Source organism: Marinoscillum sp. 108 (assembly GCF_902506655.1).
GTDB lineage: Bacteria > Bacteroidota > Bacteroidia > Cytophagales > Cyclobacteriaceae > Marinoscillum > Marinoscillum luteum.
Genome location: NZ_LR734817.1, coordinates 432,135 through 445,075 on the forward strand (window position 1 = coordinate 432,135; position 12,941 = coordinate 445,075).

The 12,941-nt window shown below is 48.4% G+C and carries 11 protein-coding genes; 7 read left to right on the forward strand and 4 right to left on the reverse strand.

Features of this window, described 5'->3' with window-relative positions:
• The first annotated feature begins 47 nt into the window (after nt 1–47).
• Both GV030_RS19300 and GV030_RS19305 read left to right on the forward strand, forming a co-directional pair.
• Entirely contained in the window at nt 48–2,321 is a 2,274-nt protein-coding gene (locus tag GV030_RS19300) for an ATP-dependent helicase (protein WP_159584993.1), read from the forward strand.
• Nucleotides 2,311–2,652 (forward strand): n-acetylglutamate synthase, encoded by a 342-nt coding sequence (locus tag GV030_RS19305; RefSeq protein WP_255465586.1) that lies wholly within the window; start codon nt 2,311–2,313, stop codon nt 2,650–2,652. The genes GV030_RS19300 and GV030_RS19305 overlap by 11 nt, the downstream gene beginning before the upstream one ends.
• A gap of 76 nt (nt 2,653–2,728) precedes the next feature.
• Here the strand turns inward: GV030_RS19305 and GV030_RS19310 are convergent, their stop codons facing one another.
• Nucleotides 2,729–4,465 carry a hypothetical protein gene (locus tag GV030_RS19310; protein WP_159584994.1) on the reverse strand — a complete coding sequence of 579 codons (1,737 nt, stop codon included), beginning with the start codon at nt 4,463–4,465 and terminating at the stop codon, nt 2,729–2,731.
• 140 nt (nt 4,466–4,605) lie between these two features.
• Nucleotides 4,606–5,526, reverse strand: a complete 921-nt coding sequence (locus tag GV030_RS19315) for a glycosyltransferase family 2 protein (RefSeq protein WP_159584995.1) — start codon at nt 5,524–5,526, stop codon at nt 4,606–4,608.
• A gap of 62 nt (nt 5,527–5,588) precedes the next feature.
• On the opposite strand from GV030_RS19315, the gene GV030_RS19320 reads away from it, so the two are divergent.
• Together GV030_RS19320 and GV030_RS19325 are read left to right on the forward strand one after the other, a co-directional pair.
• A complete protein-coding gene (locus GV030_RS19320; protein ID WP_159584996.1) occupies nt 5,589–7,223 on the forward strand; it encodes a VRR-NUC domain-containing protein in 1,635 nt (544 codons plus the stop codon).
• A gap of 128 nt (nt 7,224–7,351) precedes the next feature.
• Nucleotides 7,352–8,626 carry a glycosyltransferase family 4 protein gene (locus tag GV030_RS19325; protein WP_159584997.1) on the forward strand — a complete coding sequence of 425 codons (1,275 nt, stop codon included), beginning with the start codon at nt 7,352–7,354 and terminating at the stop codon, nt 8,624–8,626.
• Nucleotides 8,627–8,635: 9 nt separating this feature from the next.
• Here the strand turns inward: GV030_RS19325 and GV030_RS19330 are convergent, their stop codons facing one another.
• Nucleotides 8,636–9,112: a DUF962 domain-containing protein gene (locus GV030_RS19330; RefSeq protein WP_159584998.1), complete on the reverse strand. Its 477-nt coding sequence runs from the start codon at nt 9,110–9,112 to the stop codon at nt 8,636–8,638.
• Nucleotides 9,113–9,150: 38 nt separating this feature from the next.
• Between GV030_RS19330 and GV030_RS19335 the strand changes: the two genes are divergently transcribed.
• Genes GV030_RS19335 through GV030_RS19345 form a run of 3 tightly spaced genes read left to right on the forward strand, consistent with a single transcriptional unit; the run spans nt 9,151 to nt 12,335 of the window.
• Complete coding sequence (locus GV030_RS19335; RefSeq protein ID WP_159584999.1) at nt 9,151–10,272, forward strand: FAD-binding oxidoreductase; 1,122 nt, start codon at nt 9,151–9,153, stop codon at nt 10,270–10,272.
• Nucleotides 10,273–10,311: 39 nt separating this feature from the next.
• The gene (nhaC, locus tag GV030_RS19340; protein WP_185155837.1) at nt 10,312–11,748 is read left to right on the forward strand and encodes a Na+/H+ antiporter NhaC; all 1,437 of its coding nucleotides are present in this window, start codon (nt 10,312–10,314) and stop codon (nt 11,746–11,748) included.
• A 5-nt stretch (nt 11,749–11,753) separates the two neighbouring features.
• Complete coding sequence (locus GV030_RS19345) at nt 11,754–12,335, forward strand: 3'-5' exonuclease (protein ID WP_159585000.1); 582 nt, start codon at nt 11,754–11,756, stop codon at nt 12,333–12,335.
• Here GV030_RS19345 and GV030_RS19350 read toward each other — a convergent pair.
• Complete coding sequence (locus GV030_RS19350) at nt 12,328–12,939, reverse strand: YigZ family protein (RefSeq protein WP_159585001.1); 612 nt, start codon at nt 12,937–12,939, stop codon at nt 12,328–12,330. The two genes, GV030_RS19345 and GV030_RS19350, sit on opposite strands and share 8 nt — an antisense overlap.
• Nucleotides 12,940–12,941 lie beyond the last annotated feature (2 nt).

Below are 12,941 nucleotides of genomic sequence, written 5' to 3' on the forward strand. Positions count from 1 at the left end.
TTCACTTTCCAACCCCGAAGTTTGAGGGTTTAAATTAGATTTGCCGAATGGCAAGTGAAGTGCAGGCAGACTATCTCAACGAGCTCAATCCCCCCCAACGAGAAGGCGTAGTAAACACAGAAGGACCCACCATGCTGATAGCAGGCGCAGGATCGGGCAAAACGCGTGTACTCACCTATCGGATCGCGCACCTTATCCAGCATCACCATGTAGAGCCCTTTAGCATCATGGCGCTTACCTTTACCAACAAGGCCGCTAAGGAAATGCGCGAGCGTATTGAAAAAATCGTGGGCAATGAAGCGAGAAACCTCTACATGGGCACTTTTCACTCGGTGTTTGCCCGTATTCTTCGGTCTGAAGCTTCCAGACTTGGTTTTCCCAGCAACTTTACCATCTACGACACTGACGACTCCAAGACACTCATTCGGCAGATCGTAAAACAGATGAAACTGGACGACAAGCTCTACAAGGCCAATGTAGTGCTCAACAGGATCTCAGCAGCCAAAAACCGACTGGTTTCGTGGCAGGATTACCTCAACAACCCCATCTATGCACAGGATGACGCGGACAATATGCGCCCTGAAATGGGGAAACTCTATCAGACCTACGTGATGCGCTGCTTCAGCGCAGACGCCATGGATTTTGATGATTTGCTCTTCAATACCAATGTGCTTTTTCAGGAGCATCCGGATGTACTGAACAAATACCAGCAGCGATTCAAATACCTGCTCATCGACGAGTTTCAGGATACCAACATCTCTCAGTACCTCATCGCCAAAAGACTGGCCGCAGTGCGTCAAAATATTGCGGTGGTGGGAGATGACGCCCAAAGTATCTATGCTTTTCGTGGAGCAGACATACAAAACATCCTCAACTTTGAGCGGGACTACCCGGACCTTAAAGTCATTAAGCTGGAGCAAAACTACCGCTCCACGAAGACCATTGTCAATGCAGCAAATTCGGTCATCAATAAAAACACTGCCCAGCTGCAAAAGAATGTGTGGACGGACAACGACGAAGGTGACCTGATCGAACTGATCAAAGCCACGTCCGACAATGAAGAGGGTAAGCTCATCGCGTCAGCCATTTTTGAAACCAAAATGCAAACCCAGTCGAGCAACGCCGAGTTTGCCATTTTGTACCGAACCAACAGCCAGTCCAGGGCCATGGAGGAAGCCCTCCGCAGAAACAACCTCAAGTACAGGGTAGTCGGCGGGCTGTCATTTTACCAAAGAAAAGAAATCAAGGACCTGATCGCCTACCTGCGGTTTATCGTGAACCCCAATGACGAGCAGGCCGTGCGGCGAAGCATCAACCTACCCAAAAGAGGGATAGGGCCAGGCACCATCGAAAAGCTGGTGGTAGTGGCCTCAGAGGAAAACCAGCCCCTCTGGAATGTCATGGAAAATGCCAAGAGCTATCTGGGCGGACGCGGTGGCAATCAGGTAGATGAGTACGTCACATTGATCAAGAGTTTCAGACTCACTGCGGAGAAAAAAGACGCCTACGACACAGCGGCTCTGGTAGCCAAAAACTCAGGTTTACTAAAGGAACTCTATGCGGACAAGACCATAGAGGGGATGAGCCGATACGAAAACGTACAGGAATTGCTCAACGCCATCAAGGAATTTACGGACGACAAAGAGCGCGAAGACAAAAGTCTGAGTGCTTTCCTGCAGGAGGTCACCCTGCTCACAGACGAGGACCGAAGTGACTCTAATGAAGAAGCTGTCACCCTCATGACCATTCACATGGCCAAAGGGCTGGAGTTTAATCACGTGTATATCGTGGGTATGGAAGAAGACCTCTTCCCCTCACAGATGATGCTGAGCAGCCGCGCCGACCTGGAGGAGGAACGCCGATTGTTTTATGTGGCCATCACCAGAGCCAAAAAGAAGCTCACCCTGAGTTACGCCCTCAACAGATATCGCTTTGGGAGGCTGAAAAATTGTGAGCCAAGTAGATTTCTGGAGGAAATAGACCCCCGGTTCATCAAAGTCAACAAGAAATTTGGAAGCAGGGCTGCACTGTCCAGCGCGGAGAGCTATGTCACCAAAAACTTTGTGAATAACCTGAAAAAGGACCAGAACAACCGAAAGTTTGCCTCGGCTCCTAAACACAAGCCCAGTCCGGATTTTCAGCCCAGCGACACGAGTGGCCTGCACGAAGGGATGCGAGTGGAGCACGCCAAATTTGGCTTTGGCAAAGTGACCGTCATAGATGCTGAGGGGGCCAATAAAAAAGCAAAAGTGGAATTTGATACCGCGGGAGAGAAGACATTATTATTGAGTTTTGCAAAATTGAGAATCATTGAAGATTAATTATCACAAGAAACGTTTTAAGGCCGTAACCAATAGTGAACACGGCGAAGTAGACCCACAAACCATCTTTCATTACTCACAGGAAGGTGACGTACTATGGGCAGTCTATCAGGGCAGCAGCATCAAACTGGGCACCATCACGGGCCTGGTGAAAACGGACGGCTCGCTGGAGTTTGCCTATCAGCATGTGAATACTGAGGGTGATATTCGCAGTGGGAAGTGTATCTCCTGGCCTGAAATACTGGAAGATGGCCGCATCCAGCTTCATGAAGCCTGGCAGTGGAATGATGGCGGAGAAAAGGGCGAATCAGTGATAGAAGAGATTGCCTAAGTATCTCCGGCCTGAAAACTAAAAAAGGACACGGATCACTCCGTGCCCTTCACACAAAACAGCTTTTGTTATTCTACTACTCAGCTATTAATACTCTGATACCGTAGCTCTGAGGGTCGTTCGGGGGATCCGCATTCCAGTCGTTAAAAGAATGCGACCCATCGGTCTCATAATTCAAGCGGTATTCACCTTTTGGAAGCCTGAGATTCTCCACGACCATTCGGTTCTTGCGGGCACCCCCTGCGTGATCCGTGTCGTAGTAGTCCATTTCCCAAACCACCTCGCCGGTGTTCATGTTTTTGATCCAGCCGTAGTCGTACATCCGGTTGTCGGAGCCTTCGCCTATGGCCATTATGGTTACCTTGGTATCTTTATCCAGGACAAAAATCTTTTTCAGATAGGCATTATCACTGGGCATTAAGAGCTCAGCAATCAGGTTCTTGGTCACAAAGTCCTCTACCTCAAAAGTCGTTACCAGCCCTACTTCGTTATCATTAGTGGCCCAGAGGGTCATTCCCCACCGATCTTCTTCATGCGGGCTGGCTGCATTCCATGAGTTGTATGCATGAGATCCGTCCGTGGTGTAATAGGCGATGTAGTCACCCTTATCAAGCGTCAGCACATCCTCAAACCTTCGGTTTTTGCTGGCGCCTCCGGCATGCTCCGTTTTATATCCACGCATTTTCCATACGGTCTTTCGGGTATTGGCATCCACAATCCACCCATAGTCAGCCATGTCATCATAGCTGGAACTCTCACCCAGGCAAAGCACCCGCACATCCATGTCTTTGCTAAGGGAAAAGCCTTTAGAGACCAGGGCATGATTGCGCACCTTCACCAACTCCGCTACGGGTTGCATAGATTTAGGAGCCTTAAACGTGGCAAAGTTTTTACGATCAGCTTCTGTGGCCGGAAAAAGCGCCACTCCCCAAAACTGAGGATCGTCTGGCGGCAGAGCATTCCATTTCTCAAAAGAGTGAGAATCATCCGTGCGGTAGCTCACGATATAGCTCCCTGCTGGCAAGGTGATCTGCTCATCTACCCTGAGGTTTTTATCTGCTCCACCTGCAAAGTCTGTGTTTTTATAATTCATCTCGAAGACCCGCTCTCTGGAGGCTGCGTTGTAGATCCATACATAGTCAAAGATCTCGTCCTTGCGGCCCTCGCCTAAAGCATAAATACGAATATCTGTAGAAGCTGTGAGTGTAAAACCTTGCTCAAAGCGCTCTTTGTTTTCAGCTTTCAAAAAATAAACCGGAGCTTTTTTCACCTTCGCATCAAAGAGTGCATCCACACTCACTGATGATACCCCGGAACCACTTACAGAGATCATCAAATCGTCCTGCAGGCTTCTTCTGAACTTCTCCTTATCTCTGGAGTCAAAAATTTCATCCACCAGGGCATCAAAACTATCGATGGTCCAGTCGCTCATGGTGAAGTTGTTGCCCCACCCACGAGTATCATACGCTCCCGTAAAATAGAGCTCGTAGTTACCCGGCTTCAATGGCAACTCCACTGAGAAGTCATACACCCCATCACTCTTGCGAAACTCATGGTCCTTCATCTCGTCAAACAAATGCCAAACCACCTCGCGGGTGTCAGCGTCCAAAATCCAGCCATAGTACAAGAGCAACCTATAATCATCTCTGAATACGCCACCAGAACCACTAATTTTCACAGTTGCATTCTTAGATAGGTTAAATGCTTTGATCTCAAGATTTTCAGGATTTACATCGTCGATGGTCACGGTCTGCGCATGGAGGTTTCCGAGGAGCCCAAACATGACACCAACCAGGATAGCTAAGTATTTCATAGGTTATTGTTTTGTGATATGAGCACATCGTGCCAATTTTTGTGCCGTAAGCAAAAAAATGCCCTACAGAGCCATAGGAGAAGATTCCCTATTGCAAAGAGTGACCGAATACGGTCAATACTGTCCTTTTCTGATACACCCTAAAACCTTGATCGGACCAATGCGATCACAGCCTCGCCCATCACCCTCGGGCTTCGCAAAACATATAAACCGGCCCCCAGTGCTTTAAACCATTGGCCCGCCTTCAGCAAAAAATAAGCCTCGAGTAAATGCAGATAAGCCTTTTCAAAAGGACCTCTGAGCCAACCAGATCGCTCCAGCTTTTGGATAAAAGTCAGCTGACGAACAACCAGCGGGGGCTCCTGTTCATGTATGCGATACCTGCCACCCACCACATCCGTTGAATGGAAAGTCACTCCTTCGTTCCGCATATGCATGAGCAAATACCTGTCCTCCCCATAGGTGAGGTCTTCAGGAAATCTGTGCTGCTGAAAAGTGCCCTTTCGGAAAACCATCGAATGTATGGCAGGGCAATAGATCAAAAAATATGCAGGGTGATTCGCAGACTTGAAATGATCTCTTTGCTGAATATAAGTGTAGTAGCGTCTCAACCTTTCGAATCGGGCAGATGAACGTTCGGCAAACAGTGTAGTTCTGGAAATAAAGACATCCACCGTGGAGTGTTGCTCAAGGTATGAAACAGCGACTTTCAAAAAGTGCTCTTCCAGCAAATCATCGTCATCCAAAAACAGCAGGTAATCACCAGTAGCCAGATCTACTCCATAGTTCCTGGCAGCAGACACTCCCCCATTTCTTTCCAACCTTGTGAGCTTCACCTGATCAAATTCAGCCACAATTGCTGCGATCTCGGCAGCTTGCTCTGTATCGGATCCATCATCTATCACCAGCACTTCACAGGGAGGCAGTGACTGTGCAAGGGCGGAGGTCAGCGCAGCTCTGAGAAAGGCCACCCTGTTATAAACCGTGACAATAATAGAAACCCTGGACAATGTGTTGAGGTTATTAAATGAGTTGATCGAAATGAAAGTAGCAAAATACAACCAGCGAATCTGATAAACCTAAAAAATGTTTTCATTTGCCCCGGAAACCCGCTCGTGAAGGAATGCCTGAATCTGAAAAAATCATACTTCCCCCAAAATACTATCTGGACTACTTCAGGGACCTGCTGGCGTTTATCCAAAAGGGCTCATCGCACCTGCTAAGTGCAGATGACGTCATTTTCATTCAGCTATTCGAAGCCCTCTCCGAAGATGCGCAATGTCTGATGGTGCGCATGATGAATCGCAAGGGTGCCTACTTTCGACTGGACAAGTTGGCTTATGAGGAAATTGGAAGCATTCCGCAAGCCGCTGAGGAGCTGGTAGCATCTGGTCTTGCTTCTCTCGATCCTCCTGATGACTTTTTGCTCTTTGGGCTATTCACCAAAGCGGAGCTCCACCAACTCTATCCGGACAGGGGTTTTAACAAGCGTCGAAAAGAAGAGGTGCTGGAAGAGTTAGCAGAAGAAAACCATCCCGAAGATTTTCAAACCCTCAGATCAGCTTATACCATACTCCACTTCCTGGCACAAGAGCAGGTGGAGTACCTGAAAATGCTCTTCTTTGGCCATACCCATGGGATGATGACGGAGTTTGTCATCAGGGACATTGGCAATATCAAGCTGGAAAATCTGGATGACCATGAGTTCACCCCTTGGTTTGAGACCCAGGCGGAGGCCAGAGCGGTATTCGAACTCCATGGATGGAACCGGCTCGTCAAAAAAGCCATGCACATACTGCTGCCGGAGGAGATTTTGGAGCTCATCGCCCCGGTCAACTGGAGCAATTTTCTGCAACACCCAAAAGCCAGAAAAATCGGGGACAAATTCATGCTCCACCTCGGAGAATATTTTGAGAAATGCGGCCTCCTCACCGAGGCACTGGACTACTACAGTCTGGCACGCAAGCATCCGGCGCGTGAGCGGAGAATCCGGATTCTGGAAAAGATGGATGACCTGGATGCCGCTCGCGAAATTGCCGAAGTGGCTTTTGACAGTCCATACAATGCCTCAGAGAAGATTTTTGCCCAGGACTATCTGTCCAAAAAAAGCAAACGAAACTACCGCAGTACTACGGCCAAAGCCAACCTGAGCCCGGAAATCATCATTGAAAATCCTGAGGGACCACGCGTGGAAGCTCATGCCCTGGCCTATTTTGCTAAACAGGGCTATGAGGGTATACATACGGAAAACTACCTCTGGCGTGGGCTGTTTGGTTTGTTTTTCTGGGATGAACTTTTCGCCGCTGAGCACGCCTCCTTTCACCATCCGCTGCAGCGTATGCCGAGTGACCTGCACAGCGACACCTTCTATGAGAACCGGGCTCCGCTTTTGCAGGAAAAAGTGAACGCCTTCAGAACCAAGAAAAAATTACAAGCCTACTTAGCGGAGGTTCACAGACAAAAACAACACATCAATAACTCACTGGTGGGTTGGCACGAGAGCCTCCTCCCCACGGTGACGGCCTGTGTTCATCACCTGCCACTGGAGAGCCTTTTCAATATCCTCATGGAAATGGCCAAAAACGTAAAAGACAACAGCTCCGGATTCCCGGACCTCTTCATCTGGACACAGGAAGATTATCACTTTTATGAAATCAAATCACCCAACGATCACCTGTCTGCTCAGCAGCTCTTCTGGATCGACTTCTTCAATACGCACAACATCAAAGCCGATATCCTCAGGGTAAAGTACCAGTGAGTCTCCCCTATATTTTCGTGACTTTACCTCCAATCAAAAAGTTTTATCATTCTACCTGCAAATAGCTCCGCATTGGTCAACGGATACCTGATTTTATTCCTAAATTATTGCTTCAAAAGAAATCAACTATGACAATACTCATGTTGGGCTGGGAATTTCCTCCCAAGATATCAGGAGGGCTGGGGGTGGCCAGTCAGGGACTTTCAGAGGCGATGGCCAAAGCAGGTCATAAAGTCACCTTTCTCCTACCCAAAAAAACCAAAAACCAGGTAAGTAAACTCGTGAAGCTGGTAGATGCTTCAGCGCTCACACCCGACCTGGACTATTGGAAAGAGAAAAAAACCTACGAGCAAATCATCAAAGATGTGGAAATGGGAGAAAGGGTACTCCCTTACCTACCCGCTCAGGCCTTCCAGCAGGTGAAAGAGACCAAAGTCAAGAAAGTGGTGCTGGAACCAACAGAAGAATCCGAGCTACTGGAGCGCATTCGCCTCACAGGGGAGTACGAAGGTCAGCTCAATGATGAGCTCATTAAATATGCTATGCTGTCTGTACAAGTGGCCATCAAAGAGAAGCCAAAGATGATTCACGCCCACGACTGGATCACCTTTCGTGCCGGGCGAATGATCAAATCGCTACTCAAAAAGAAGCTGTGTCTGCATGTACACAGTACCGAATATGACCGGAACGGATCTTATGCGCAGCCCTTTATTCTGGAAGAAGAACAGCTGGGTTTTCAGGCCTGTGATCACATCTTTTGCGTAAGCGAAAAATTAAAAAACACCATCATCGCTCAATACGGTATTGCCGCCAGGAAAATCACAGTGGCTCCCAATGCCCTCACGCTGAGTGCCCCGGAACATCCCGTCAAAAGAACACCCATGAATATCGCATTTGTGGGCAGGCTCACTCCCCAGAAGAGCCCGATTACTTTTCTGGACATTGCCAGAGAGCTGACATCCCTGGGCTACGATTTCCACTACTTCATTATGGGAGATGGCTATCTGCGTGCCGAATTGGAAGAAAAGGTGCAATCATCCAATTTCTCTGACCGGGTCACTTTCACCGGCTTTCTGGAAAGAACTCGTCTACTGCAAAAGTTGAATGAAATGGATCTCCTGGTGATGCCCTCTGCATCCGAGCCTTTTGGGCTGGTGGCGCTGGAGGCGATCATGAAGAAAATCCCTGTAGCTGCTGCCACAGGATCTGGGGTGGGTGAGTTCATCCCCAGTATGCCTCAGGTAGACAGATGGGATCACTACAGCTACAATAAGCTGATCGTTCGGCTGATGACTGAAGACCAGTACAGACAGGAGATCACAGAGAACTGCCTGAAGGAAGCCCTTAAGCTTACATGGGAGAATACAGTGAAGCGGATAGAAAAGGGGTACGAAAAGGTATAAAAGCCGTTTTTAATACCTAAGGCCCAATTTTTTATAGATGAAATGCATCAGCCAGGCAGGCCCCACCAGTAAAAACTGAAGGTCTTTGAAGAAAGATGGCTTCTTGCCTTCCACTTTGTGACCGTAAAACTGTCCTATCCAGGCCAAGGCAAAAATGATCAGGCTTACCTGCCACAAGGGCAAAGCCACATTCATTTCGATCAGTCTGACAGACCAGAGGCAAAACACCGAGAAAGCAGCCATCCCGATGGACAGCGGGAAGGAAATCCTCATGTAGTATAATACCGTGACGAAGAGCGCAATAGTGGCCCAGTTGTTAAAAGGGCCGGTACCCAGCACAAACCTTAGGTTGTCAGATGGGACCGACCACAGCAGTCCCACAATACTCAAAAATATCAACGGAACACAAATCCAATGAATAAGCTTATTGGTCTGATTTTGATGACTTTCACCATACTCTGTCAGTAGCTGATCTATTTTCCTCATTACTTTTGGGGTTTTGTAGAAGATAACAATGATAACGCATGGTAAGTTTTTGGGAGCAGCAATCTTTATTGTCCTATGATGTCATCGTAATTGGGGCAGGTATCACAGGTCTCTCCACCGCAGCTTCCCTCAAGGAAAAATCCCCAAACCTGAACATACTGGTCATTGAGCGGGGGTCGCTACCTACGGGTGCCAGTACCAAAAATGCAGGCTTTGCGTGCTTCGGTAGCATCTCCGAACTGGTTCAGGACCGGAAGGCACTGGGTGATGAAGGCATGACCAGGCTGGTGAAACGGCGTTGGGATGGCCTGCAGAAAACCATCCAGCGCCTTGGCAGGGACCAAATCGGTTTTTTGCAAAAGGGGGGTTACGAGCTCCTGACAGAAGTCAATAGCCACTACCTGGACGATATGGAGTCGCTGAATGAACTACTCCGCCCGGTTTTTGACCAGCCTGTTTTCTCTCAGACAGATGAAGCCATCGGTACTTTTGGTTTTGCAGGGACAAAGCACCTTATTTTTAATCAATACGAAGGTCAACTCCATACCGGCAAGCTCATCCGATCACTCTGGCAGTACTGTGCGCAATCAGGCATCCAGATCATTACCGGCACAGAAGTGACTGCACTATACTCCCAGGGTGAACAAGTGACTGTGCAAACCAAGAACTATGCATTCAGGGCGGGTGCTGTAGCCGTGTGTACCAACGCATTCACTAAAGAGCTGATCCAAACACCACTGGATCTCACCCCTGGACGCGGCATGGTCATGGTCATTTCTCCGCAGCGTCCTTCCACTATTTCCGGGACTTTTCACTACGACGAGGGGTACTACTACTTCCGCGATTTTGAAGATAAAATCATTTTCGGAGGCGGTAGGAATCTGGCGTTTGAAGAGGAGACTACCACGGAGTTTGGATTCAATGAAAAAATCGAGCAAAAGTTGCATCAAATTTTGAAAGAAATCATCCTACCGGGCAACGCCTACACTGTGGACCTCAAATGGTCCGGAATAATGGCCTTTGGCCAAACCAAAGAGCCTATTCTGCAAAAGGTACAACCCGGAATATACCTGGGGGTAAGACTTGGCGGCATGGGTGTGGCCCTTGGCAGCCTTCTGGGTGAAGAACTGGCAGAGCGGATAGTTAGGGATGGTTTTTGAAAATTGTATTATCTTTTCGTTTTGGCAAAAAAACAACTGATGGCGATTAAGCGAGACCCTACACTTTTAGAGTCCTTTATACCTGTACTTTTTCTAATTATTCTTCTTTCTTTTAATGTGGGCATCTTTGGTGATGCTGCACTGGATGGATCCAATCAGATCGTCCTCATCCTATCAGCGGGCGTTGCTGCCATCGTGGCCATCAGATTGGGTTATCGGTGGGATGAAATTCAGGATGGAATCGTCAGAAGTATTAGCTCAGCCATGACCTCTCTGCTTATTCTTCTGCTCATTGGCTCCCTGGCTGGTACCTGGCTGCTTAGTGGCATCGTGCCTGCCATGATCTACTATGGTTTGCAGATTCTTAATCCCACCATATTTCTTGTTGCTGCGTGCATTGTGTGTTCCATAGTCTCTGTGGCCACAGGAAGCTCCTGGACCACCGCAGCCACCGTGGGCATCGCCCTCATTGGGATAGGTAAGGCCCTTGGAATCTCTGAGGGAATGGTGGCTGGGGCTATCCTCTCTGGCGCCTATTTTGGAGACAAGATGTCTCCCCTCTCCGACACGACCAACCTGGCCCCGGCCATGGCGGGCACTGACCTTTTCACACACATCAGGTACATGGCCATTACCACTGTTCCTTCTATCAGTATCGCCCTCACGATTTTTCTGGTGCTGGGCTTCACCAATGAAACGAGTACCTCAGTGGTGGATACACAGGCCATACTTAATGCCATAGACGATAAATTCTACATTTCTGGCTGGTTGTTCATAGTCCCCGTAGTAGTGGTGGTACTTATCGTACGGAAAATGCCAGCCATTCCGGCTTTGCTTATTGGCACCTTGCTGGGTTCCGTTTTCGCACTCTTCTTTCAGCCACAACTGGTGGCAGAAGTAGGTGAAGGCTTTACAGCATCAGGGATGTTCATAGGCACGATGAAGTCCCTTTATGGCGATATATCCATCGCCACCAGCAACGATATGGTCAACGAACTCCTGAGCTCTGGCGGTATGGCAGGCATGCTGGGTACCATCTGGCTGATCCTCTCGGCTATGATTTTCGGTGGGGTCATGGAAAGCTCCGGAATGCTCAAAAGAATTGCCAAAGCCCTGATCAGTCTGGTCAACTCCACAGGGGCTTTGATCACAGCTACAGTAGGTACCTGTGTGTTTTTTAATGTCACGGCATCTGACCAATACCTGGCCATCGTAGTACCTGGCCGTATGTATGCAGACATTTACAAAAGGAAAGGACTTGCCCCCGAAAACCTCAGCAGAACGCTGGAGGACTCCGGTACGGTAACTTCGGTACTCATCCCCTGGAACACCTGTGGAGCCTACCACTCAAGTGTGCTGGGTGTGTCCACGCTGGTCTATGCGCCTTTTTGCTTTTTCAATATCATCAGCCCCTTTATGTCCATTCTGGTTGGATATCTGGGGTATAAAATCAAAAAACTAAATCCCGCTAAATAAACCTAATGTTTGCAAGTTCGATACCAAAAGAAGACATCAAGCACTTACCCCTCATCAAATTTGAGGGAACTATCCACACTGTGGAAACTATGGAAGCCCTTGATGAGGCCCTGAAAATCATCCGCACTCAGGAAATCATGGGGTTTGATACAGAAACCAAGCCCACTTTCACCAAAGGAGACTATAACCATACTGCGATCATCCAGCTCTCCACCATGACCGACGCATTCATCATTCGCATTAGCGAAATTGGCATTCCTGATCAACTCAAAGACATTCTTGAAGATCAGGGCATTCTGAAAGTGGGGATTAGTATCCGTGATGACATCAAAGAGTTGAAAGCAATGAGGGCATTCAAGGCTGGTGGATTTCTGGACCTGAATGAAGTAGCTAAAGAATTAGGAATTACCCAGATCGGGATGAAGAGCCTAACGGGCATTTTTCTAAAAGCGAGGATTTCTAAAAGCCAGCAAACGTCTAATTGGGAGACCAAGGAGCTCAGTCCGGGTCAGCTCTCCTACGCGGCCACTGATGCCTGGGTGTGTATCAAAATCTACCGGATGCTGATGGACAAGGGCGTCATATAGCCCCCTGTAATACTTGAAAGTCTACTCCCTTTAGCAGGCTCACCTTCTCAGCAAGCACGGGTACATCCTCATCCCGGAGCAACCCCACAAACTGGCAGTCTGCTGTGTACACCTTATCCTCATAATCCACAACAAACTCAGCCAGCGCACGCTCCACCTCTGAGGTCTGCTCATAGCCAAAACTGATAGAAAAGCGCGTTTGGCTATAAATCTTCACTACCTCCACCTTATTGAGGGCATCTTCGGCAGCTATCTTATAGGCACTGATTAGCCCGCCCACACCCAATTTTGTCCCACCAAAATACCGTACTACCACCACCAGGCAGTTGGTTAGCTCTTTGGATCTGATCTGTCCCAGAATGGGATCTCCGGCCGAATGGTTGGGTTCTCCATCATCATTGGCTCGATAGGCCTGCTCTTTAAGCCCGATGATATACGCATAGCAATGGTGACGGGCATCGTAGTACTGCTTGCGCAAAGCCTCAAGGTGTGCCTTGATATCATCTTCGGTTTTCACATGGTAGGCAAATGACAAAAACTTACTTCCCTTCTCCTTGTAGAAACCTTCAGTGGGATGGACAATGGTCTGAAACTCGTTGATCACGG